Origin of the sequence: Sphingomonas sp. TDK1, assembly GCF_001650735.1 — a bacterium.
In the GTDB taxonomy this organism is placed as follows: domain Bacteria; phylum Pseudomonadota; class Alphaproteobacteria; order Sphingomonadales; family Sphingomonadaceae; genus Sphingomonas.
Map to the genome: position 1 here is coordinate 354,634 of NZ_LXVY01000048.1, position 24,044 is coordinate 378,677.

A 24,044-nucleotide genomic window follows, 5' to 3' on the forward strand; every position below is an offset into this window, starting at 1 on the left:
AGTTAGCGATCGCGCTAAACGGCGGTTAACCATCATTTTTTCAAGCGTTTGCGCCGCCGTGCGAATCGGCGTTGCTATAAAGGTTGAGGGTGGGTTTGCGGAAAACTACCTAAGCCTCGGATTAGCACTCCTTTAAGTGTTTCAGACGAAATGTGTCCCTTGTCGACGGCGCCGAAACGATCGGACCGGCGCTGAACCAGGGGAATACGAATGTCGAAGATCACGATCGCTCTCGAGGCCGCAGTCCAAACCGTCATCGAGAACTCGCCGAAGGACGGCAAGCAGACCAACCGTCAGCGCGCTGAAATCGATCGCGCCTTTGCCCGCATTCTGAAGCTGATCGCTCCCCGCATTCGCCACTTCATCCGCCAGTACGGCCTGACCGCGCACTGGGACGATGCCGAGCAGTGCTGCGCCATTGCCGTGCACCGCGCCATCCAGGCCTATGAGCCGGAAAAGGCCCAGTTCACCACGTTCGTCAACTGGCAGATCCGCGGTGAGCTGCAGAGCCTGCGCTTCCGCCTGATGACCGACCAGCGCCCGTCGGCGAAGAAGGTCGAAGCCACCACCGTTTCGCTGAGCGCAATGGTCAGCTCCGCCGATGGCGACGAAATGTCGCCCGAAGCGATGATCGAGGACGAGGACGCCCTGGAACGCACCGAGAGCGCCGCGTCGGACTATCTGGCCGATGGTGCCATCTCGTCGCTGATCGAGGCCTATGTCGATCACCTCCGCAAGGTCGGTATCGAGCAGCTGCGCCGCCGGCCCCGCCCGAAGCGGGAGGAAGCCGCGCTGCGCCGCGAAGGTCCGCGTCTCCGCACCGCCACCTATGGCATCGACCCCGCCGAGCTGGAGAAGCTGGAGGCCAAGCTGGAGCGCGATCGCGAGATCGTCGCCCGCCGCGTGTTCCAGACCGCCACGCTCGACGACCTCTCGCTGGAGACCGGCGTGACCAAGGAGCGCGTCCGCCAGATCACCAAGCGCGCCGCCAAGGTGATCGCCGAGATCGCCGCCGCGGATCCCCGCTTCTCGGTCATGGCCGAATATGGCGAGCCCGCCACCAGCAAGCGCCGCCAGCCGGCCGCTGCCCGCACCGCCACGCCGATCCTGCCGGACGCGAGCCAGCCGCACAACATGCTCTCCAGCGTGGTCGCCATCGACCCCGCCAGCATCGAGACGGTCGTTGCCGCGGAAGCGACCCGCGAGACGGTGGAAGCGGTTTCGATCGCTGCCGCCCCAGTTCCGAACACCGCAGCGCTGCACTAATACCCGCACGGGGCAAAAGCGTTCTATAATGGGAGAGTAACCTTTCCCGGAACAACCGATGTCCCGAAACTTCCAGATGAACGGCCGAGGTGCGATGCAGATGTTGCCCCGGTCGAATTACAAGCTGACCGAGCTGGCCGAGGAGCTGGTGCGCCGTGCGCGGCCCCTGCTCCCGGCGGAAAGCAGCTTGTTCCTGGGCCTGCAGCAGGATGTCGACGGGTCGCTGCGCATCATCTGGTGGCGGGCGGACGACTTCCGCCTGGTCGCCGAGATCGACGCGACGCCGGAAGGCTTCTGCCCCGAGGATAGCGACGAAGGCGCGCTCCAGGATGCAGCGGCAGCCTGCATCACGTATCTTTCCGGCCGTTGGCCGAACCCGCCGCGCCGGCTTGGCGTGATCACCGACGGGATCGGCGTCGCCTTCTCGCCCGATCGCCCCGCCGTTGCCGAACCCGGCTGGCTGCTCGACCATGCCGGCGGACAGGCCGCGCTGATGGCGATCCTCCCGCTCGACGACGAAGGCCCCTGCGCCCTTCTCTGCTCGCCACCGGAAACCGCGTCGTTTCATTGAGCCCTCTCTCCCCTTCCGCAGGCTGGAGGGGGAGACTTGATGACAAGGCGCGGCAGCATGCTATGGCGGCGCCATGGGTGAACTCGTTGCGATCGAAGGCGCCGACGGCGTCGGCAAGAACACCGCGGCCCGTGGGCTGTGCGCGGCGCTCCAGGCGTCCGGCCGGACCGCCACCGTCCTGGGCTTCCCCCGTTATGGCGAGACCCTCGCCGGCGTCACCATCGGCAAGATGCTGGCGGGCGAGCTGACCGTTCCCGTCACACCGCATGCCGCTGCCGTGCTGTACGCGCTCGATCGGTTCGAGTGGCGCGCCGCGCTTCTGGAAGCGCAGGCCACGCACGACGTGGTGGTGCTCGATCGCTACATCGCCTCGAACATGGCGTATCAGGGTGCCAAGCTCGGCGGCGCGGAAGGCCGCGCGTTGATGGACTGGATCCTGACGCTGGAAACCGGCCAGTTCGCCATGCCGCGCCCCCGCCTGTCCATCTATCTCGACACGCCCTGGGACCTTGCCCGCGCGCTGATCCTGCAAAAGGCACAGCGAAGCTATACCGATCGCAGCTTCGACGAATATGAGGCGGACATCGCCCTCCAGCAGCGCGTGCGCGGCAATTACGAAACGATCGTCGCCGCCGACCTGCTCGGCCCGTGGCGGGTCGTGCGTGCCAGCGAAAGCGGCGCGATGCGGGCGCCCGAAGCGATCGTCACCGAAATTTTATCTTATATTTGAAACCGCGCTGAACCGGGCTATGCCTCGCTTGACATTTGATTTGCCGGAGCGCCAATGGTAGCGCTATCAAAATCCGAAACGAGTTGGTGAGAGGTCCCTTGGAAGCGCTTCGAGACATGCTGCCTGCCGATCATGCGCAGGCGATCCTGGTCGGTCGTGTGCAGACGCCCGCCGGCCCCAGCCCCGTCCTTCTCCGCGACGGCCAGGTGATCGACGTATCGGCCACCGCCCCCACCGTCGCCGATCTGCTGGAGCGCGACGACATCGCGACGCTCACCGGCGCGGTATTGTGCAGCGTCGACGCGCTCGGCACCGAATCGGCCCCGCAGATCCTCGCGCCGGTCGACCTGCAGTGCGTGAAGGCCTGCGGCGTCACCTTCGCGGTCTCGGCGCTGGAGCGCGTGATCGAGGAACGTGCCCGCGGCGATTCCGCCAAGGCCGCCGAGATCCGCGGCGACCTCGAAGCCAAGGTCGGCTCCGGCATCCGCTCGGTCGTCCCCGGCACGCCGGAAGCCGCCAGCCTCAAGGCTGCGCTGATCGATGCCGGCATGTGGTCGCAGTATCTCGAAGTCGCGATCGGTCCGGACGCGGAGGTCTTCACCAAGGCGCCGGTGCTGTCGTCGATGGGCTGGGGCGCCGAGATCGGCATCCGATCGGACAGCGACTGGAACAACCCCGAGCCGGAGATCGTGCTCGCGGTGGACCGCAACGGCCAGATCAAGGGCGCGACGCTCGGCAACGACGTCAACCTGCGCGACTTTGAAGGCCGCAGCGCGCTGCTGCTCGGCAAGGCGAAGGACAATAACGCCTCCACCGCGATCGGCCCGTTCATCCGCCTGTTCGACGACCATTTCACCATGGACGACGTGCGCGGCGCGGTGGTCGACCTCACCATCGACGGGCCGGAGGGCTATCGCCTCTCGGGCACCAACAAGATGAGCGAGATCAGCCGCGACCCCACCGATCTCGTCCGCCAGACGCTGAGCGAGCACCAGTATCCGGACGGCTTCGCGCTGTTCCTCGGCACGCTGTTCGCGCCGGTGCAGGATCGCGACCATCCCGGCCGCGGTTTCACCCACAAGAGCGGGGATATCGTCCGCATCTCCACGCCGAAGCTCGGCTCGCTCGTCAACCGCGTCACCACGTCGAAGGCGGCCGCGCCCTGGACGTTCGGCATCCGCGATCTGATGCGCAACCTCGCCGCCCGCGGCCTTCTCTCCAACGCGTAAGGGTTTTCATGTCGCAAGCCGATCTCCAGCAGGGCCCGATCGCGGCCGCTGAGCGTGCCGTCTATCCCAGCCTGAAGGGCAAGCGGGTCCTGATCACCGGTGGTGGTTCGGGGATCGGCGCCGGGCTGGTCGAGGGGTTCGTCCGCCAGGGTGCGGACGTCACCTTTTTCGACATTGCCGAGGACGATTCGCAGGCGCTGGTCGCCAGCCTGTCGGACGCCGCGATCGCGCCCCGCTTCTACAAGGTCGACCTCACCGACGTCCGCGGCGCCCAGGCGCAGGTGCAGGCGCTGATCGACGCCGAGGGTGGCTTCGATGTGCTGCTCAACAACGCCGCCAATGACGACCGCCACACGATCGAGCAGGTGACTCCCGAATATTGGGACAACCGCATCAACGTGAACCTGCGCCACCAATTCTTCATGGCGCAGGCGGTGATCCCGGCGATGAAGGCGAAGCGCGCCGGCGTGATCATCAACCTCGGCTCGATCTCCTGGCACCTCGCGCTGGAAGAACTCACGCTTTACCAGACCGCCAAGGCGGCGATCGAGGGCCTTACCCGCAGCCTTGCACGCGAGCTGGGTCCGGACGGCATCCGCTCGGTCTGCATCGTCCCCGGCAACGTCAAGACGCCGCGCCAGATGAAATGGTACACGCCCGAGGGCGAGGCGGAGATCGTCAAGGCCCAGTGCCTGCCCGGTCGCCTGGTTCCGGACGACATCGCCGCCGCCGCGCTGTTCCTTGCGTCGGACGACGCGCGGCTGATAACGAGCCACGAATTCTTCGTGGATGCGGGCTGGAGATAAGATGACCGACAAGGTGGTATCGGCGCCGGAGAGCGTGTGGGGGCTCAGCGCCCCGCTTCTCGAAGGCCCGGTCTGGGTGGAGCGCGATGCCGCGCTGTGGTTCGTCGACATCAAGAGCCACAAGATCCACCGCTATGATCCCGCCACCGGCGACAAGCAGAGTTGGGATGCGCCGGCCCAGGTGGGCTTCGCGCTCCCGGCGGCAAGCGGCGGTTTCATCGCCGGCCTGCAGACCGGGCTGGCCAGATTCGATCCGACGGACGGCAGTTTCACCCCGCTCGTCGATCCCGAGCCTGGCCTGCCCGGCAACCGCCTGAACGACGGCACCGTCGATCCGGATGGCCGGCTGTGGTTCGGCACCATGGACGATGCCGAGGAATCCGCCACCGGCAGCATTTACCGCCTCGCCGCCGACGGCACCTGCGTCGCCTCGAGCCCCAAGGTGTCGATCACCAACGGCCCCGCCGTCGCGCCGGACGGCAAGACGCTGTATCATGTCGATACGCTGGGTCAGGTGATCTATGCCTGCGAGATCGATGCGGAAGGCGCGCTGGTGAACCGCCGCGAGTTCGCCCGCATCGGCGAGGGGGAAGGCTTTCCGGACGGTCCGTGCGTCGACAGCGAAGGCTTTGTGTGGGTGAGCCTCTATGCGGGCTCGGCGGTGCGCCGCTATTCGCCTGCGGGCGAACTGGTCGAAACCGTCCCCTTCCCGGTCGATGCGATCACCAAGATCGCATTCGGCGGCCCGGACCTGAAGACGGTCTACGCCACCACCGCGAACAAGCACCTCTCCGCCGAGGACAAGGCCGCACGGCCGACCTCGGGCGACCTGTTCAGCTTCCGGGTAACGGTGGCAGGGCAACCCGCCGCGTTGATCCGCGTCGGCGTATAGCGGCACCTACCGCGCCCCTCCGCTGGCGGGAGGGGCTGCGGATGGCCGGTGCGCTGCTATTGGTACATCGCCCGCGTCAGCCCTGCGATGCCGCCGCGTACGCGCTCCCAACCGGCCTCGTCCTTCAGCTCCAGCCCCAGGAAACGCCCGCTCGCCGCACCGGAGAGCACCAATTGCTGGATCGAGGCGATCAGCAGGGCATTGAGCATCGGCGCGTCGATACCGGCGGGTCGCTGCAGCGTTCCACGCTCCCGCGCGATCCAGGCGCTCAACGCCTTGCCCCGGGCTTCCGAAAAGGCCGTCGCCAGCGAGGAGGGGGCCGAAAGCTCCCAGACGAGGATCTTCTGCGCCAGCGGATCGCTGCGCAGCGCATCGAGCAGGGCGACCGCGACCCGCGCCATCAGCTCGGCATAGGTCGCAGGCGGCGCGGCATTCTCAGGCCGCACCAGCGCGGTTTCCATCCAGGCGGAGACGTCTTCGGCGATCGCCTGGGCAAGTCCGTCCATGCCGCCGAAATAACGGTAGATGAGTTGCTTGTCATAGCCGGAGGCGCGCGCGATCGCGTTCACGCCCCAGCGGGCGAAGCCCTGTTCGGCCAGCAGCGCTTTTGCCGCCCCCAGGATAATCCCCCGCGTACTCGCCGCGTTGCGCGGTCGCTTCGCCGGTGCTGCTTCGTCCACGCCGTCCACCCCCTGTTGCTTGGCGGTGGTTAACTATCACTGGCGGGTGACTAACGCCATCTCCGGAATGGGACGGAGGTGGGACCAGCCCACCTCCGTGCCCCCCTTTAGTGGTTGTGGCGCGGCACTTTCAGGCCCGTGCCGCGATACTTGGTCGCGAATTCGAGCACGCCGCCTTCGTGCAGCTGGCCCGACTTCTCGCGGTACAGCTCTTCCCAAGGCGTGTTGCTCGGCGGGATCGGCGGGGCGGGTTCGCCCTTGCGCCGTGCGATCTCGTCGGCCTCGACCAGCGCGTCGACGCGCCCCTGATTGAGATCGATGCGGATCACGTCGCCGGTGCGCAGCCACGAAAGTCCCCCGCCCGCCGCGCTCTCCGGCGAGGCGTTCAGGATCGACGGGCTGTCCGACGTGCCGGACTGGCGGCCGTCGCCCAGCGTCGGCAGGCTCTGGATACCCTTTTGCAGGATCGCGTCGGGCGGCTGCATGTTGACCACCTCGGCCGACCCCGGCCAGCCGAGCACGCCCGCGCCGCGGATCATCAGGATGCAATTGTCGTCGATCGCCAGCGCCGGATCGTTGATCCGGTGGTGGTAATCGTCCGATCCGTCGAACACGACGGCGCGGACCTCGAACACGCCCTCCTGCCCCGGCGTCGACAGGTAGCGTGCGCGGAACTGGTCGGAGATGACGCTGGTCTTCATGATCGCCATGTCGAACAGGTTGCCGGTGAGCACCAGGAACCCGGCCTTCTCCATCAGCGGCTTGTCGATGGGCAAGATCACGTCGGAATCGAGCACGCGGGCCTCGGCGACGTTCTCTGCCATGGTGCGACCGGTGCAGGTCGCGACGCTGCCGTCGAGGATACCGGCCTCGACCAGCAGCTTGAGCACCGCGGGGATACCGCCGGCGCGGTGGAAGCGCTCGGACAGATATTGCCCCGCCGGCTGCATGTTGACGATCAGCGGCAGGTCATAGCCGGTCTGCCAGTCCTCGGGCGTGATGGTGATGCCGGCATGCGCCGCCATCGCGTTGAGGTGCGGCTGCGCGTTGGTGGAGCCACCGATCGCAGTGAGCAGCTTGATCGCGTTGAGGAAGCTCTGCTTGGTCAGGATCTTCGACGGGCGAAGATCCTCGTACGCCATCTCGACGATGCGCTTGCCGGTCTCGTAGGCGATCTGCCCGCGCTCGCGATAGGGCGCCGGGATCATCGCGCAGCCGGGCAGGCTCATGCCCAGCCCCTCGGCCATGCTGTTCATCGTCGAGGCGGTGCCCATGGTGTTGCAATGGCCCGAGGACGGCGCGCTTTCCATCGCGCGGCGGAGGAACTCGGCCTCGTCGATCTCGCCCGCCGCCATCTTGCGGCGCGAGCGCCAGATCACCGTGCCGGAGCCGACCAATTCGCCTTCGTGCCAGCCGTCGAGCATCGGCCCGCCCGACAGGACGATCGCCGGGATGTCGACGGTGGAGGCAGCCATCAGCGACGAGGGCGTGGTCTTGTCGCAGCCGGTGGTGAGGATCACCGCGTCGATCGGGTAGCCGTTGAGGATCTCGACCAGCCCGAGATAGGCGAGGTTGCGATCGAGGGCGGCGGTCGGGCGCCGGCAATTCTCGAAAATCGGGTGGAGCGGGAATTCCATCGGGATGCCGCCCGCCGCCAGGATGCCTTCGCGGGCGCGCTTCACCGTCTCCAGATGGATGCGGTTGCACGGCGCGATGTCGCTGCCGGACTGGGCGATGCCGATGATCGGCTTGCCCGAGGTCAGCTCCGCCGGCGTGATGCCGTAATTCATGAAGCGCTCGAGATAGAGCGCGGCCATGTCGGCGCGGCCGGGGGCGGCGAACCATTCGCGCGATCGGAACGGACGGACGGGCGTGCGGGTCACGATTCAAACTCCCAAAAAACAAAAAGCCCCTCCCCCGGGAGGGAGGGGCCGGCAGAAGGCCTCAGCCCTCCATTGCCTCCAGTTCCTTGCCCTTGGTTTCCTTGATGAACTTCAGGACGAGGAAGAAGCTGACCGCCGCGCAGACGGCGTAGAAGGTGTAGCTGGCGGCCAGGCCGAGCTTGGACGCCATCACCGGGAAGCTCTGCGCGATCAGGTAGTTGGCGAACCACTGGGCGAAGCCGCACACGGCCAGCGCCGAGCCGCGGATCTGGTTCGGGAACATCTCGCCGAGCATCACCCACATCACCGGGCCCCAGCTGACGTTGAAGAAGATCACGTACAGGTTGGCGGCGACCACCGCGATCTTGCCGAGTTCGGGCGAGAGCACCAGCTTGCCGGCTGCGTCGAGCGAGCCATGGCCGAAGGCATAGACGAGCACGAACAGCGTCACCGCCATGCCCGCCGAACCGATCAGCAGCAGCGGCTTGCGGCCGATCTTGTCGACCAGGCCGATGGTGACGAGGCAGGCGGCGATCGAGACCGCGCCCGAGACGATGTTGATCAGCAGCGAGTCCGCTTCGGTGAAGCCGGCCAGCTGCCACAGCGTCGAACCGTAGTAGAAGATCACGTTGATACCGACGAGCTGCTGAAACACCGCGATCACCAGGCCCGCCCACAGGATGGTGCGGATCTTGCCGGTGCGCGGGTCAATCAGGTCGCGGAAGCTCGGGCGGTGATCGGCGGTGAAGCTGGCGCGGATTTCCTCCAGCTTGGCGCGTGCGGTCTGCGGGCCGAACAGGTCGGTCAGCACCTTGGTCGCTTCTTCGGTACGGCCTTTGGCGACCAGGAAGCGGGGGCTTTCCGGGATGAAAAACAGCGCTACCAGAAAGACCGCAGCCGGCAGCGCCTGCATCAGGTACATCCAGCGCCAGGCTTCAAGCCCGGCCCAGAACTTGTTGGTCGAGGCTCCGGCCGCGCCGGCCAGATAATAGTTCACCACGAAAGCCGCAGTGAGGCCGGAGATGATCATGATCTGCTGCACCGTCGTCATCCGACCGCGAATGTTCGCGGGAGCGACTTCGGAAATATAAGCGGGCGACAGTACCGAGGCAGCCCCCACCGCGATACCACCGGCGATCCGGGCGATGACGAAGATCGTGTGATCGTGCGCGAAGCCCTGCACCAGCGCGCCGGCCAGGAACAGCAGTGCCGCCAGCCGCATCACGTTGCGGCGGCCCATCTGGTCCGCCAGCGTGCCGGCGAAGAAGGCGCCCGCGACGCAGCCGATCAGCAGCGAGCCGACGGTAAAGCCGAGCCCGGCCTCGTCGAGCGCGAACGCCGCCTGCAGGCCCGGCTGCGTGCCGTTCACCGCGCCGCTGTCATATCCGAAAAGCAATCCGCCGATCGTGGCTACGGCCACGATGGCGCCGATCAGGCCGATATTGGCCCGCTCCGCCGTGTGATTCATCCGATCCCTCTCCTAGGCACCCCAGCAATGTGGAGCGATTTGTTAGCGGTAACGCTGGCCCGTGCAACCAGGAAAAGCAAGCTGATAGGTGCCGAGGCGCAACTTTCTGCCAGCGTTGTCCTATCGCCGGGGTGGCGGCGCGCAGGATTCGCGCACGATCAGCTGATGCGCAAGTACTTGTTCGGGCTCGTCGACCTGGCCGCCCGGACGCAGCTCGTCCAGCAACATCGTCAGCGCCGCCTCGGCCATCGCCGCGATCGGCTGGCGGACGGTGGTCAGTTCGGGCCACATGGTGGTGGCGAGCGCCGTATCGTCAAAGCCAACCACGCTCAGGTCCTGGGGTACGTGCAGGCCACGGCGGTGCGCCACACCCACGGCAGCGGCGGCCATGTCATCGTTGCTCGCGAAGATGGCGGTGGGCGGATTCGGCGCATCGAGCAGCGCCTCGCTCGCCACGATTCCCGAGCGGAAGGTGAAATAGCCCTGCTCCACCGGCATGTCCGCAAGGTCGAGCCCGGCCTCTTCGATCGCAGCGCAGAAGCCTCGATAGCGCTCTGCGCTGGAGGTCTGGTTCGGATTGCCGCGAATGAAGCCAATATGGCGATGGCCCATGTCGATCAGATGCTTGGTCATCGCCGCGGCCGCCGCGAAATCGTCGATGCGGACGTTGAGGCTGCCCTCCGGCGGCAGGCCCATCGCGACGGAGACCCACGGAATACCCGCCGCTTCCAGCTCATCGCGCACGGCAGTGACCTCAGACAGCGGCGGCGGCAGGATCACGCCCTGCACATGCGTCTGGACGAATCCGCGCGTCGCCTCGGCCTGTTCCTCGGCGCGCTCGCCTTCGCAGGCCTCCAGCACGAGGTGGCACCCTGCCCGGCGCGCCGCGGCCAACGCGCCGATCAGGAATTGCGAGAGATAGGCGGCCGACGGATTGGAGTAGAGCAATCCGATCTGGGTCGCTTCCCCTGCAGCCAGGCTGCGCGCGGCGCTGTTCGGCGAGTAATTGAGCTTGGCAATCGCAGCGAGCACGGCTTCCCGAGTCGCTTCCCGCACGTTGGTACCGCCGTTTACGACGCGCGACACGGTCATGGCGGAAACGCCAGCTTCGCGTGCTACGTCCTGTACGGTGATGCTGCCCCGGCTACGCCGGCTTGGTCTGGTCATCCCCCCTCCTGCATGAACGCTTAAGTGTGCGCTACCACGATTGCAATCGTTCGCGAGCCGCTGCACGCCCGGTTGACCGGTGTCATTGCGGCCCCTTATAGCTGATAGCGCTACCATCATGGCAAGAGGCGACCGCAGGATTGTCGCCCGCCTTCAGGGAGAGGAACATGCGCTCATTTCGCCGCGTCGCCGCGCTTGCCATTGCTGCGAGCGCTCTGACGCCCTTCGTCGTCGTGCAGCCTGCTGCTGCCCAGACCGAACGCGCAGGCAAGCCGCTGTATAGGGACGCGAGCCAGCCGATCGAGGCGCGCGTCGACGATCTCCTCGCGCGGATGACGCTGGAGGAGAAGGTCCAGCAGCTCCAGGCGCTGTGGCTCAACAAGGGTCTGGTACAGGACGCAAGGGGCGAGTTCGACCCCGTCAAGGCAAGCGCCAATTTCCCCAACGGTCTGGGCATGATCTCGCGCCCCTATGACCGCCGCGGCGTTGCCGCCGGCCAGGGCGGCGCGGCCGGCGCGGTGGCGGGCGACGTCAACCGCAGCCCGGAAGAAACCGCGCGCTACGTCTATGCCGCGCAGCGATGGGCAATGGAGAAGACCCGGCTCGGCATCCCAATGCTGATGCACGAGGAGGCGCTGCACGGCCTGGTCGCGCCCGGCGCCACCAGCTTCCCACAGTCCATCGGCCTCGCCAGCAGCTTCGATCCCAAGCTGGTCGAGAACATCTTCTCGATGGCCGCCAGGGAAGCCCGCGCCCGCGGTGCCAACCTCGTGCTCGCCCCCGTGGTTGACGTCGCACGCGACCCGCGCTGGGGCCGCATCGAGGAAACCTATGGCGAGGACCCGTATCTGGTCACCCAGATGGGCCTGGCCGCGATTCGCGGCTTCCAGGGCAGCACGCTGCCGCTCAAGTCCGACAAGGTGTTCATCACCCTCAAGCACATGACCGGCCATGGCCAGCCCGAGAACGGCACCAATGTCGGCCCCGCCTCGCTCGGCGAGCGGACGCTGCGCGAGGATTTCTTCCCGCCCTTCGAACAGGCGGTGAAGACACTGCCCGTGATGTCGGTGATGGCCAGCTATAACGAGATCGACGGCATCCCCAGCCACGCCAACAAATGGCTGCTCACCGATGTGCTGCGCGGCGAATGGGGCTTTCAGGGCGCGGTGGTCAGCGACTATTTCGCGATCCGTGAACTGATCACCCGCCACCACATGTTCAAGGACCCCAAGGACGCAGCCCAGCGCGCGCTTGACGCGGGCGTGGACGTGGAGACCCCGGACGGCGAGGCCTATACGCATCTCGTCCAGCTCGTGAAGGAAGGCCGGGTCAGCCAGGGCGAGATCGACAATGCCGTGCGCCGCGTGCTGCGGATGAAGTTCCAGGGCGGGCTGTTCGAGAACCCCTATCCCGAGATGAAGCTGGCGGCGGTGCGCACCAACACCCCCGAGGCGATCGCGCTCTCCCGCCAGGCGGCGCGGGAATCGATCGTGCTACTGAAGAACAGTCAGGGCCTGCTGCCGCTCGACGCCAGGGGCATCAAGCGGATGGCGGTGATCGGCACCCACGCCAAGGACACCCCGATCGGCGGCTATTCGGACCTGCCCAACCATGTCGTCAGCGTGCTCGAAGGCATGCAGGCCGAGGGCAAGGGCAAGTTCGCGGTCGACTATGCCGAGGGCATCCGCATCACCGACCATCGCGAATGGTCGAAGGACGAAGTGAAGGAAGTGCCGGCGGCGGTGAACGACCAGCTCCGCGCCCAGGCGCTGGAGACGGCGAAGAATGCGGATGTCGTGGTGCTGGTGCTCGGCGGCAACGAGGCGGTGAGCCGCGAGGCCTGGGCCGACAACCATCTCGGCGACAGCGAGACGCTCGACCTGCCGGGGCCGCAGGACCAGCTGGCGAAGGAGCTGATCGCGCTGGGCAAGCCGGTGGTGGTGATCCTGCTCAACGGCCGCCCCTATGCGGTCAACTATCTGGCGGAGAAGGCCCCGGCGCTGATCGAGGGCTGGTATCTCGGCGAGCAGACGGGCAACGCGCTCGCCGACGTGGTGTTCGGGCGCTACAATCCGGGCGGCAAGCTGCCGGTCTCAGTGGCGCGTAATGTCGGCCAGCTGCCGATCTACTACAACAAGAAGCCGAGCGCGCGGCGCGGCTATCTGTTCGGCGACACCAGCCCGCTCTACCCCTTCGGCTATGGCCTGAGCTACACGAGCTTCGACATCTCAGCGCCGCGCCTCGGCACGCCGACGATCGGTATCGCCGACAAGGCCAGCGTCGAGGTGGACGTGACCAACACCGGCAAGGTCGCGGGGGACGAGGTGGTCCAGCTCTACATCCATGACGACGAGGCCTCGGTGACGCGGCCGGTGATCGAGCTCAAGCGCTTCGAGCGGGTGTTGCTCAAGCCGGGCGAGAAGAAGACGGTGCGCTTCACGCTGACGCCGGACGATCTGGCGCTGTGGAACAGCCAGATGAAGCATGTCGTGGAGCCGGGGACGTTCACCATCTCGGCGGGCCCGGACTCGGCGACGCTGAAGAGTGCTACACTGACAGTGCGATAACATGCGAGAGGCCGCGTCATGCCGCGGCCTCTCGTTCGCCCTCTGTGGGGATCAGCCGACGAACCGAAGCGCGGTGGGCGGCCACAGACGACAGGCTCCTCGGCCTGCCAAGACACAGTCAGGTAAAATTCCGTCAGGACCGCGCGGCTCTGGTCAGTTTGCGTTCTTCATATCGATACGAGAGACCCGCCACCAAGGCCTCTCTCGTCGTATGGACAAGGTCTTCCCCCGTGTAGCTGGCGGGCAGTGTCACGACGGCTTGCGCCTGGCCGATGTCTAGCGGCTTGGCGTTCGACACGACCAGAGGATGCCTTGCAGAGCCCTGCAATCGGACAAAGCGCGTGAGCCTTTCCTGGGGCCCCCAAACCCTGAGCTGCTTCACGACAACAGTCGTGTCGCGCGCGCCCCCACTACAGGCTGCGACCGAGGCCGATGCGATGGAGATCAGCAGGATCAGCTTCATGCGCATATTCTACCCCCCTTAAAATATACTATTCGTGCGCACTATATCGCGTGAAGGCGATAAAGCATCATTGTAGATGACCACCTGTTAGATTGCGTTGTCGGCGCTGACCCCGTACGTTTCGGGGCTCCTCAATCATCCATCCACGCCGCCACCCAGAACAGCGGCGCGTTCCAGTTGATCGCGACTTCGTTCAGCGCATAGGCGTGGATGTCATCCGCCCAGCAGGTCTGGGCGACGCACTTGCCCTTGAGTTGCATCGCCACCGGATCGCTCATCGCGGTGTCGTTCGGGCCGCCCGACAGCACCCCCGGCGGCGGCCCCGGCAGCCTCGCGTCAAGCGAATGCGCCCAGAAGCGGTGGTGCGGGCTTAGCAGCGACCGCGCACCATAGCCGCTGACATAGGACGTCCCCATCGGGTTCCGCCCCAGCAGATAGTCGAGCGCGGACACGATGCCCGCGCGGTACTTGGGCGCGCCGGTCAGGTCGCTCGCCACGCCGAGCAGCATCGCCTGGTTCATCAGGTCACCGTTCGAGCCCCACGGATAGCCGAACGGCCGATAGGGGATCGCATAGCCGTTCTGGCGGCGCTGTTCGAGGATGCCGTCCGCCGCCGCAATCAGCGTCGCGCGCAGCTTCTGCACCTCGGCGTCGCCGAGGCCCGTCTTCACCGTCGCCAGCGTGATCGTGCCGAGCGGGGCGGTGAAGCTCCAGCCGGGCGCGCGCACCGCTTCGCCGAAATGGGGCGAGGCGGTCAGCGCCTTGCGGAAGGCATCCTCGCCGGTGGTCGCGTAGAGCTCGGCGGCGGCCCAGTACAATTCGTCGCTCAGTTCGCGGTCGCCATAGCCGCCGCTGCCGGTGAAGCTGTTGGTGGCATAGACCTGCGGGTTGCGTTGCGCCGCGGCCCAGCTGCGCCGCGCGGCGGCGAGGCAGCGGGCGGCGAAGGCATCGTCCACCCCGCGCCACAGCCGGGCGCATTGCGCCGCGGTTGCCGCCAGGTTGAGCGTCGCGGCCGTCGTCGGCGGATAGAGCAGCCGTTCCTCGCGGTCGTTCTGCGGGGGCATGGGCAGCGTCGTCCAGCTGCGGTCGGCGACCTTCTGGTGCGCCATGCCGCCGGCATCGATCTCGGCGAAGGGCGGGAAGCTCGGCTCCCAGGCCGGGCGGCCGGGCTTGGGCGGCCCCAGCGGACCCGACGGTACCCGCGTGCGTACGCCATCCGGGATCTGCATTCGCAGGAGGAACTCCATCTCCCAGCGCGCCTCGTCGAGCAGGTCGCTCACGCCGTTGCCGCTTTCGGGGATGCGCAGCGATGCGTCCGGAAAGGCCTTGAGGCGGCGTTCATAGGCGTTGAGCAGCGTCCACAGCGCGATGCCGCCGTTGACGACATATTTGCCGTGGTCGCCGGCATCGTACCAGCCGCCGGTCACGTCGAGCGTGTAGTTGCAGCCGGGCCAGACCGTCCCGCGCTCGTCGGCGCCGGAAAAGCAGCCCGCCACTTCGTGCGCATGGCCCGCCGGGCGCGCCCAGGCGGCGCCGGCGAACTTCGCATCGATGGGGGTGCCGGCGCGCTGCTGATAGAAGAAGTTCGCCGCGTCGCGCGCCAGCGGCTTGTAGAGCGACGGCGCGATGTCGAACGGGTCGCTGGTCCCCCCGGCGACCGACAGGCGATAGCCCTCCCCCGCACGCCGAAAGCCGGAAAAGTCGATCCGCTGCACCACCGCGCCCTAGCTTGCGTCGGGGCCATAGACCAGCGTCTCGCCCCTGCCGACCGCCTTGCCGTCGGCGTCGAGCAACAGCCAGGGCAGCGGAGTCGTCCCCGCCCCCCGCAGCACGGCGAGCTTCACGTCACCGGGCTCGAACCCGACCTGGTTGAGGTCGATCGCCGGCCGCTGCTGGGCCGCTGCCGGGCTCGCCAGCACCATCCCGGCGAGCAGCCACGCCGTTCCCGTCCGCATCCTGCTTCCCTTATTTGCCGTTGCCGGGCGCGTGCGGCGTCCGGATCGCCTCGTAGTAGCTGAGCGGCTGCGGCGGCGCGGCGTGACCGGCGGGCAGCGGGCGCTTCGACAGCGACTGCCAGTACGCGATCGAGGCGTCACGCCACCATTGGGCTTCCTCACGCTGGATGGCGAGGAAATCACGGACCTCGGCCCAGCGGCGGGCATCGACCTTGCCCTCCAGCCCGGCCCAGCGGTGCTGCATGTCCTTCACCGTGGCGATGCCGGTGTCGTAGTGGGCGACCAGACTGTCCCACAGCGTCTCGCCCGAGCGCATCCGATAGTCCCAGGGGACGTGGTGGAACCACAGCAGCAGGCTGTCCGGCACCGTCTTCAGGTCGCCCCAGCGCTTCGCCACCTGCGGCGCGTACTGGCCGAGCGCGTTGGTGCCGGTCGGCGTGCGGTCGAAGCCGATCCCGTTCGCATCGGCGCGGTGATAATAGGTCGGGTTCCATTCGGGCCGGGCGAGGTCCGAAACCCACGGCCCCGGGCCGTAATGGTGGCCGGTCGCCATCACATGGCCGAGCCCGAGCGGCGTCATGTAGTTCACCACCGCCTCGCGCGACTCCAGCATCATCGCGACGATGGGCGTGACCACCGCAGGATCCAGGCTCCAGGTCAGCCGCGCCCAGTCGCGGGCGATATCCGCGGCCTTGGCATCGGGATCCCAGGCGAGCCGGCCATAGGCGTACCAATTGGCCTGGTCGAACTGCGATCCGCTCCAGTTCACGTCCGTCCCGATATTGGCGACGCCCGCCATGCCGGTCAGCGCCTTGGGGGCGACCGGCGTCTCCAGCACCTTGGCGACGGTGCTGCCAGCGCGCGGGCGGAAGGTGTCGCTTTCCAGCACCTCCTCCCACATCGTCCCCAGATAGGCGAGGTGCGTGGCGAAGCCGAGATACTCCTTGGTGATCTGCACCTCGAGCATCAGCGGCGTCCTGGGCATCGCGCCGAACAGCGGGTGGAAGGGCTCGCGCGGCTGGAAGTCGATCGCGCCGTTCTTCACCTGGAGGAGGACGTTGTCGCGGAATTTCCCGTCCAACGGCACGAACTCGTCGTTCGCCTGCTTGTGGCGATCGGCGTCGTTATGTTCCGAATAGACGAAGGCGCGCCACATCACCACGCCGCCATGGGGGGCGAGCGCATCGGCGAGCATGTTGGCGCCGTCGGCATGGCTGCGCTTATAGTCCGATGGACCGGGCTGCCCTTCCGAATTGGCCTTGACCAGGAAGCCGCCGAAATCGGGGATCACCGCGTAGATCTCGTCCGCCTTGGCCTTCCACCAGGCGCGAACCGCCGGATCCAGCGGGTCCGCCGTCTTGAGGCCGCCGATTTCGATCGGGGCGGAGAAGCGCGCGGTCAGATAGATGCGGATGCCATAGGGGCGGAAGACCCCAGCCAGCGCCTTCACCTTCTGGAGGTAGGGCGCGGTGAGGATGTCGGCATTGGCGTTGACGTTGTTCGGCACCACCGCGTTGATGCCGACCGAGGCGTTGGCGCGGGCATAGTCGGTGTAGCGCGGGTCCTTGTAGCCCGGCAGCTTCTGCCAGTCCCATAGCGACTGGCCGGCATAGCCGCGCTCAACATAGCGATCGAGATTGTCCCAATGGTCGAGCACGCGCAGCTGCAGCTTGGGCGCATCCTGCACGTCAAGCGCATCGATGGGCTGGCGGAGCTGAAGCAGCTTGAGCAGGCGGAAGCTGCCGTAGAGCAGGCCGGTGTCGCTGTTCGCGGCGATCAGCGTCACCTTGGCGCCAGCTATCGTCGCCGTGCGGATCACGAAGCCCTCGCGGCCCAGCGCGGACAGCGGCAGCTTCATCCCAGCAAGCAACGGCGAGCCGGCCGTGGCGAGCACTACCCCGCCCTCGCCCTGCACCGCGCTGGCATGCACCGGCGCCGCGCCGATCAGCCCGGCAAGGCCGCGATCAAGCTCGTCCAGCGCGGCTCGGATCGTCGGGCGATTGCTGTCCGCCACCACGTAGCGGAGGTGCGGCACAACCCGCTGCTTCGTCGTCGCATCAAGCGGCTCGTAGCGCAGCCAAAGGTCATAGCCAGTTTCCGCATGCCCCTGATTCGCAAAGGCAAACGCCGCCAAAATCCACAAAATCGCCTGGAATGCCGCCCGCATTGCGCCCTCTCTCTTCCGCGATCGTTCGCGTTTGTTGACAAGCCTGTAGCAGGCCGAACATGGTACCGCTACCAAGCAAGCGACGCCCAGAGGCGCGATCAGGAGAGGGTTTCATGGCAGATCACGGATTTCGCATCGACCGCCGCGGGCTGCTCGCCGCTGGCGCCGCCGCAGCCACGCTTCCGCTGGTCGCGCGCGCGACCTCGGTCGCCCCGGGGCTGAACATGCTCGCATCGCAGAAGAACATGCGGATCGGCTCCGCCTTCGCCTGGAACCCGTCCGGCGCCGATGCCGGCTCGTTCGCCAACCCGCGCTATGCTGCGCTGCTCGAGCGGGATTGCGGACTGCTCGTGCCCGAGAACCAGCTGAAGTGGCAGGCGATCCGGCCGGCCCCGGACAAGTTCGACTTCACCCATTTCGATGCGATGCTCGATTGGGCCGAGGCGCATCGCATGGCGATGCGCGGACACACGCTGCTGTGGCACAAGAGCCAGTATTTCCCGCGCTGGCTGAACGACCACGACTTCGGCGCAACACCGCGGCGCGAGGCCGAGCGGCTGCTCACCACCCATATCGACACGGTGTGTCACCGTTACACCAAGCGAATCGCCAGCTATGACGTGGTCAACGAAACCGTCGACGAGACGACCGGGGCGCTGCGCGAGACGAGCCTTTCGCGCGCGTTCGGCGGCGCCGAGCCGATGCTCGACCACGCATTCCACGCTGCCCGCGCCGCCGCCCCAAGCGCGCAGCTGGTCTACAACGACTATATGAGCTGGGAGCCCGGCAACGAAGCGCATCGCAGCGGCGTGCTCCGCCTGCTGGAGGGCTTTCGCAAGCGCGGCGTGCCCGTCGACGCGCTGGGCGTACAGTCGCATATCGAACCCGTCAGCGATGCACCTGCGGGCGTTCTCGCTGCGCGGCAGGAGAAAGCGTGGAGGGCGTTCCTCGATACGGTGACCGGCATGGGCTATCAGCTGTTGATCACCGAATTCGATGTCGCCGATCAGCATCTCCCAACGGATGTCGCAATGCGCGACCGGCAGGTGGCCGACTATGCCGGGGTCTATCTCGACATCATGTTCGGTTACCCGCAGTTGCGCGACATGCTGTTCTGGGGAATGTGTGATCGCTATAGCTGGCTCAACGGCTTCAAGCCGCGCAAAGACGGCAGCGTGCCGCGGGTGGCGCCCTACGATCGCGAATTCCACGCGAAGCCGCTTCGCGACATCGTCTCGGCCAAATTGATCGCGACTGCGCGGCGGGGGTAAAACTGGTACGCTCCCGTTCAGATTTCGCGGGTATACATCGTGCCCGGGCGGCGGAGTCGCCGAGGGATCAGGGAGCAGGGCAATGGCTGCAGCAGCCGTGAGACGAGACGGGCCTGAAGGCGAGCAACCGCTCCCCAGCAGCGTCGACGTCGCGGCGCTGCATGCCAGTGCCGAAGCCCTGGTCCGCCTTCATGGCGGGTCAGCCGCCGTCCCCGCCGGCAGCAGCTTTCGCCAGCACCTGCTCGAACATGCCCGGACCGGTGCGCAGCGCAGCACGCTTGCGCAGCTGGGCGGCGACATCGAGCGGCGCGCTCGCGCCGGGCGCGTTCGTTCGATCGGAGCTGGCGCGCCGGTCGACATTTTGTTCGATCTTGCCGGGACGCTCGCCGACCTGATCGCCCGCGGGCGCGGCACCGACGCCAACATCCTCGCGAATCGCTATCTGGATCTGTCGCCGCAGGGTGCAACCGGCTGGGCGCTGCTGCCGCTGATGCTATCGCTACGCACCGGCGACCCTGCCGCCGCCGATCGGCTGCTGGAAGAAGTGCCTCCCCAGCTGATCGTGATCGGCGGGCTTTCCGGTACGGGCAAGTCGAGTCTCTCGCGGCTGTTGGGGGCCCATTACGGCCGGCGGCCCGGCGCGCGCGTGCTGCGGTCGGACGTGTTTCGGAAGCGGCTGGCCGGCGTGGCGCCCGAGGCGCGCCTCCCCGCTACCCAATATACCCGCCGCAACGACGCGCTCACCTACGAAGCATTGTTCGAATCGGCCGACGACCATCTGCGCTGCGGCTCCACCGTGATCGTGGACGCGGTGTTCCTGAACCGCAGCGAACGCGAAGTGGCGCAGGCACTGGCGGTGCAGGTACGAGCGCCCTTTTCGGGCATCTGGCTGGAAGCGCCGGATCGCGATCGGATCGCGCGCATCACCGCCCGGACCGCCGATGCTTCCGACGCGACCGCAGAGATCGCCCGTGAGCAGGCGCGCCGCTCGGTGGGGGACCTGTTCGGCTGGCATCGCATGCGCGCCAATCGAGCGATGGAGCAGATCCTGCCCGCCGCGCGCGCTGCCATCGAGCGCGCGCGCCGCTGACCGGCGCGGCGCGGATCAGACCGCCTCGGCGGCTTCCGGCCTGAGCAGCAGCCCGCCTTCGCCCTCGCGTGCGAACAGGTCGTTCAGCGCCTCGAGCATCCGGCGCGCCTCCGGACTGGCAAGCGAATAGAAGATCATCTGACCCGCACGCCGGGCGGAAACCATGCCTTCGCGCCGCAGCAGCGCGAGCTGCTGGGACACCGCGGTATCGCGGGCACCGGTAAGGCGAGCAAGCTCCCCCACCGACTTCTCGCCTTCGGCGAGATGGCAGAGGAGCAACAGGCGGCTACGACCGGACAGCGCCTTCAAAAATTGCGACGCGTGGTCGATTACGTCGATCATATCGTTCTTCACGGCGACCATGGCTATGCATGTAGCCCATGGCTGGCAAGCCGTCACGCGCCAAAATGTCCAGTATTTTCATAAACCTGAATCAATGCTCATCATCATTTTCGTGAAGATGTCTCCGGTGTATGTTGCAAATCGGAAGCAATTTTGTAGCGTACCCGATGTTCGAACGTTGCAGCATTATGGTACCAGACCAGCCTGATTTATTCGGTCTTTCCGCCCCTTCCGGGCTCGTTTCCGCGCCAGATTTCCTGACCGCAGCGGAAGAATCGAACGCGATTGAGGCGATCGGTTCGTCGCCGTTACAGCCCTTCGAGTTTCAGGGCTGGACCGGCAATCGGCTGACGGTCAGTCATGGCTGGCACTATGATTTCGCGAATGCCGCCATGGCGCCCGCGACACCCCTGCCCGACTGGCTCCACCCACTGCGCGCGCGTGCAGAGGCATTTGCCGGCCTCCCGCCGGGCGCGCTCGTGCAGGCGCTGCTGCTCCTGTATCCACCGGGCGCAGGCATAGGCTGGCACCGCGATCGGCCAGTGTTCGAGGAGGTGGTGGGTATCTCGCTCGGGGCCGCAGCCACGCTGCGCCTGCGCCGCCGGACGGGCCCGCGCGCCTTTGAGCGCGCGGCGCTGCCGCTGGCGCCGCGCTCCATCTATCTGCTGTCCGGCGACGCCCGGCACGGCTGGGAGCACAGCATCGCCCCCATGACGGAGCCGCGCTGGTCGATCACGTTTCGCGCCTTCTCGCAGCTGGGCCTGCGCCAGACGCAGAACGGCCCGGGCGGGAGATCCCGTCCGGGCCGCACTGGTTGAAGGTCCCGCCGCCGGAGCGGCGAAACGCCATCAGAACTTCAGGCCAGCTTCGACACCCCAGGTGCGCGGCGGGTTGAAATTGGCGTAATCGCCCAGCACACCGCCATAGTTCAGCGAGCCATCATTGTTGACCGTCGGCGACGAGTTCGCGGCCGAGCGGCGATAGATGTGGGTTTCGTTGAGCAGGTTGCGGCTCCACAGCGACACGGTCAGCAGCTGACCGCGATCGCTCATCTTGATGTCGGCGAGCGCGATGCGACCGTTGACGATGAAGCTCGGGTCGGTGCGGGTCGCCTCGTTCTGGAAGCTGTACTGGGCGTCGGCATAGTTGCCGTCCAGGTGGAAGCGCAGGCGCGTATCGCCACCGATGACCGGAAGTTCATAATCGATGAAGCCCGAGGCTGCGTTGCGCGGCGTGTACACCACGAACACCTGGGTCAGCGGGCTGCCCGGCAGCAGCGAGTTCGGCGTCGGCGGGATCTTCGTGTAGGTGTAGGCATAGGATGCGCCGAGCGTCAGGCCGTTGACCGGCTTCACGGTCAGGTCGGCTTCGATGCCGCGGATCTTGGAGGTGCCGGGGGCATTGCCGGTGTTCTCGGTATGCTTAGTGTAGTTCGGGTTCTTCGTCACGCCGTCCGCCAGGAAGGGGTTGGTGTCGACGAAGTCGAAGTCGATCTGCGTGCCGGTACGATCCATGATGTAGCCGGCGAGGTTCAGGCGCGCCTTGTGGTCCAGAAGGTCCATCTTGGCGCCGACTTCATAGGCCTTCACCGCTTCCGGGCCGAACGCGCCGAAGTTGCTCGAACGGTCGTTCGCGCCGCCGGCACGGTAGCCGGTCGAGTATTTGGCATAGAGATTGACGTTCGGAGCAGCGTCGACGGCCACGGTCACCATCGGATCGAAGCGGCTGTTGTCGTAGTTGAAGGTATAGGGCGTGGCGACACCCGAAATCATGGTCAGCGCACCACGACGCTTGTCCTTGGTATAGCGGCCGCCGACGGTGACATGCAGGATGTCGACCGGGCTGTACGTCGCCTGTCCGAACGCCGCATAGCTGTGCGCCACAGCGTTGCTGTCACGCTGGCGCACCCAGTTCTGCGGCTGCCACAGCGACGCGTCGTTGATGGTGTTGCCGGTGCCGGTGGCGTTCCAGGTGTTGGTGGTCGGCGTCGCGGCATATTCGCGAGCGCCTTCGGTGAAGTAGTAGAGGCCGGCTGCGTAATCGAGCTTGTCGACGCTGCCGACGGCCTGGAATTCCTGGCTGAACTGCGTCTGGCGCAGGTACGACAGGCTGTAGCGGCTGAATGCAGTGTTCGGCGCGAAGATCGAACGGTGCGCGCCGCCCGAATTGTCCCACTGATCGGTGGTCACGCCGCGCCATGCGGTGATCGAGCGCAGCTGCAGATACGGCGCCACGTCATATTTCAGCGTGGTCGAGAAACCGTGCGTCTTGTCGACGCTCACCTGCTGCGGCACGCCGATATCGGCGGTGCCCATGCGGTCGCCGGTCACCTTCACCTGCGACGAAAGCGGCGCGATACAGGGGTTGGTGGTGACGCCACCGACGACGACGTTGCAGTTCGCGCCGCCAAAGGTGAGCTTGTTTGCGGCATTGTAGGTGCCGACATTGTAGCCGTTCGGGTTGTAGCTCACGAGCTGGCTATAGAAGGGCGTGTTCTCGTCACGCGCCTGGTCGTAGGAGAACTGCGCCGAGAAGCCGTCGAACGGCTTCCACAGCGCGGTCGCGCGGCCGCCATAGCGCTGATACTGGTTCCAGCCTGCCTGGCCGCTCAGCGGGTTGCGCACGGTGGGATCCTGGTGCTGCACCACGCCGTCCAGCTTTACCGCGACATTCTTCACCGCCGGCAGGTCGAGGTGCATTTCACCGGTATAGCTGCCGTAGTTGCCGAAGCCTGCCGAGGCGCGGCCGCCGAATTCACCGGTCGGCGCCTTGGTGACGATGCTCAGCGCGCCGCCTTCGGTATTGCGGCCGAACAGCGTGCCCTGGGGACCGCGCAGCACTTCGAGGCGCTCAACGTCGAACAGCGCCGCATTCAGGCCCTGGGAGCGGCCGAGATACACGCCGTCGATATAGACGCCCACACCCGAGTCGCGCGCGGTCTGGTTCTGGTCGAACGGCACGATGCCGCGGATGCCGACGGTCAGCGCCGACTGGCGGGCCTCGAAGGTCGCGATGCGCAGCGACGGCACGGTGCCGTCTGCGAGGTCGAGCAGGCTCTGGACGTGACGGTCCTTGAGCACGGTCGGATCGAGCACCGAGATCGCGATCGGCGTCTTCTGGAGGTTGGTCTCGCGCTTGGTGGCGGTGACGACGATGTCGGCCAGGCCTTCCTGGTCGGTCCCGGCTGCCGGCTGCTGCGCGGCGGGCGCATCGTTATCGGCAGCGAAGGCGGGCGTAGCAGCGCTCGCGAACGTCGCGCTGGCGAGCAGCGCGAGGCGGAACATAGAACGGTCGAGCATGTTGATTTCCCCGAGGAGGCTAATTTGCTTCGGGGGGCGCCCTAGGGGCGGGATTTGGCAGGATTGTTACACCAACTGACGTATTAAATACGTCGATACATCATTTTCGCTTCATCTTCAAGTCTTCTGCCCGAATTTGCGAAGGCACGAAGCTTGAGATGAACTTCCCTCGTCTTGGTTAAGATCGCAAATCTTATT

General features: G+C 66.5%; 20 protein-coding genes. 10 read left to right on the forward strand and 10 right to left on the reverse strand.

Translation table 11 applies throughout. The features are described 5' to 3' along the window. Window positions 1-210 precede the first annotated feature (210 nt). The 6 genes from A7X12_RS24605 to A7X12_RS24630 all read left to right on the forward strand — a co-directional run bounded on the left by A7X12_RS24605 (window position 211) and on the right by A7X12_RS24630 (window position 5,494). Window positions 211-1,266: a sigma factor-like helix-turn-helix DNA-binding protein gene (locus tag A7X12_RS24605; protein ID WP_064314048.1), complete on the forward strand. Its 1,056-nt coding sequence runs from the start codon at window positions 211-213 to the stop codon at window positions 1,264-1,266. Between the two features lie 58 nt (window positions 1,267-1,324). Continuing rightward, on the forward strand, window positions 1,325-1,837 hold the full coding sequence (locus A7X12_RS24610) for a hypothetical protein (RefSeq protein ID WP_232318678.1): 513 nt from the start codon (window positions 1,325-1,327) through the stop codon (window positions 1,835-1,837). 73 nt (window positions 1,838-1,910) lie between these two features. Continuing rightward, window positions 1,911-2,567: a thymidylate kinase gene (locus A7X12_RS24615; protein ID WP_064314049.1), complete on the forward strand. Its 657-nt coding sequence runs from the start codon at window positions 1,911-1,913 to the stop codon at window positions 2,565-2,567. 116 nt (window positions 2,568-2,683) lie between these two features. Then, window positions 2,684-3,796, forward strand: coding sequence for a fumarylacetoacetate hydrolase family protein (locus tag A7X12_RS24620; RefSeq protein ID WP_064314050.1), 1,113 nt, complete (start codon window positions 2,684-2,686; stop codon window positions 3,794-3,796). Between the two features lie 8 nt (window positions 3,797-3,804). After that, window positions 3,805-4,602 (forward strand): SDR family NAD(P)-dependent oxidoreductase, encoded by a 798-nt coding sequence (locus A7X12_RS24625; protein ID WP_064314051.1) that lies wholly within the window; start codon window positions 3,805-3,807, stop codon window positions 4,600-4,602. Between the two features lies 1 nt (window position 4,603). Next, complete coding sequence (locus A7X12_RS24630) at window positions 4,604-5,494, forward strand: SMP-30/gluconolactonase/LRE family protein (protein ID WP_064314052.1); 891 nt, start codon at window positions 4,604-4,606, stop codon at window positions 5,492-5,494. A gap of 56 nt (window positions 5,495-5,550) precedes the next feature. Here A7X12_RS24630 and A7X12_RS24635 read toward each other — a convergent pair whose 3' ends face one another. The 4 genes from A7X12_RS24635 to A7X12_RS24650 form a co-directional block, all read right to left on the reverse strand. Further along, window positions 5,551-6,174, reverse strand: coding sequence for a TetR/AcrR family transcriptional regulator (locus A7X12_RS24635; protein WP_084446119.1), 624 nt, complete (start codon window positions 6,172-6,174; stop codon window positions 5,551-5,553). Between the two features lie 107 nt (window positions 6,175-6,281). Beyond that, entirely contained in the window at window positions 6,282-8,060 is a 1,779-nt protein-coding gene (locus tag A7X12_RS24640; protein WP_269747846.1) for an IlvD/Edd family dehydratase, read from the reverse strand. Window positions 8,061-8,118: 58 nt separating this feature from the next. Continuing rightward, window positions 8,119-9,525, reverse strand: coding sequence for a sugar porter family MFS transporter (locus A7X12_RS24645; protein ID WP_064314055.1), 1,407 nt, complete (start codon window positions 9,523-9,525; stop codon window positions 8,119-8,121). A gap of 120 nt (window positions 9,526-9,645) precedes the next feature. Continuing rightward, on the reverse strand, window positions 9,646-10,692 hold the full coding sequence (locus A7X12_RS24650; protein ID WP_064314056.1) for a LacI family DNA-binding transcriptional regulator: 1,047 nt from the start codon (window positions 10,690-10,692) through the stop codon (window positions 9,646-9,648). A 167-nt stretch (window positions 10,693-10,859) separates the two neighbouring features. On the opposite strand from A7X12_RS24650, the gene A7X12_RS24655 reads away from it, so the two are divergent. Continuing rightward, window positions 10,860-13,259 carry a glycoside hydrolase family 3 N-terminal domain-containing protein gene (locus tag A7X12_RS24655; RefSeq protein WP_064314057.1) on the forward strand — a complete coding sequence of 800 codons (2,400 nt, stop codon included), beginning with the start codon at window positions 10,860-10,862 and terminating at the stop codon, window positions 13,257-13,259. 133 nt (window positions 13,260-13,392) lie between these two features. Here A7X12_RS24655 and A7X12_RS24660 read toward each other — a convergent pair whose 3' ends face one another. From A7X12_RS24660 to A7X12_RS24670, 4 genes are all read right to left on the reverse strand, one after another. After that, window positions 13,393-13,722 (reverse strand): hypothetical protein, encoded by a 330-nt coding sequence (locus A7X12_RS24660; RefSeq protein ID WP_157105720.1) that lies wholly within the window; start codon window positions 13,720-13,722, stop codon window positions 13,393-13,395. A gap of 131 nt (window positions 13,723-13,853) precedes the next feature. Further along, window positions 13,854-15,437, reverse strand: coding sequence for a glycoside hydrolase family 9 protein (locus tag A7X12_RS24665; protein WP_232318679.1), 1,584 nt, complete (start codon window positions 15,435-15,437; stop codon window positions 13,854-13,856). A gap of 9 nt (window positions 15,438-15,446) precedes the next feature. Then, window positions 15,447-15,677 (reverse strand): cellulase N-terminal Ig-like domain-containing protein, encoded by a 231-nt coding sequence (locus tag A7X12_RS26545; RefSeq protein WP_232318680.1) that lies wholly within the window; start codon window positions 15,675-15,677, stop codon window positions 15,447-15,449. 10 nt (window positions 15,678-15,687) lie between these two features. Continuing rightward, on the reverse strand, window positions 15,688-17,844 hold the full coding sequence (locus A7X12_RS24670; protein ID WP_198162169.1) for an alpha-glucuronidase family glycosyl hydrolase: 2,157 nt from the start codon (window positions 17,842-17,844) through the stop codon (window positions 15,688-15,690). 113 nt (window positions 17,845-17,957) lie between these two features. On the opposite strand from A7X12_RS24670, the gene A7X12_RS24675 reads away from it, so the two are divergent. Further along, window positions 17,958-19,115: an endo-1,4-beta-xylanase gene (locus A7X12_RS24675; RefSeq protein ID WP_064314059.1), complete on the forward strand. Its 1,158-nt coding sequence runs from the start codon at window positions 17,958-17,960 to the stop codon at window positions 19,113-19,115. An 82-nt stretch (window positions 19,116-19,197) separates the two neighbouring features. After that, a complete protein-coding gene (locus A7X12_RS24680; protein ID WP_064314060.1) occupies window positions 19,198-20,205 on the forward strand; it encodes an AAA family ATPase in 1,008 nt (335 codons plus the stop codon). A 15-nt stretch (window positions 20,206-20,220) separates the two neighbouring features. On the opposite strand, the gene A7X12_RS24685 is transcribed toward A7X12_RS24680, so the two are convergent. Then, the gene (locus A7X12_RS24685; RefSeq protein WP_232318681.1) at window positions 20,221-20,547 is read right to left on the reverse strand and encodes an ArsR/SmtB family transcription factor; all 327 of its coding nucleotides are present in this window, start codon (window positions 20,545-20,547) and stop codon (window positions 20,221-20,223) included. 167 nt (window positions 20,548-20,714) lie between these two features. Between A7X12_RS24685 and A7X12_RS24690 the strand changes: the two genes are divergently transcribed. Further along, complete coding sequence (locus A7X12_RS24690) at window positions 20,715-21,365, forward strand: alpha-ketoglutarate-dependent dioxygenase AlkB (protein ID WP_232318682.1); 651 nt, start codon at window positions 20,715-20,717, stop codon at window positions 21,363-21,365. A gap of 30 nt (window positions 21,366-21,395) precedes the next feature. Here A7X12_RS24690 and A7X12_RS24695 read toward each other — a convergent pair whose 3' ends face one another. Then, complete coding sequence (locus A7X12_RS24695; protein WP_064314062.1) at window positions 21,396-23,846, reverse strand: TonB-dependent receptor; 2,451 nt, start codon at window positions 23,844-23,846, stop codon at window positions 21,396-21,398. Window positions 23,847-24,044: the final 198 nt, after the last annotated feature.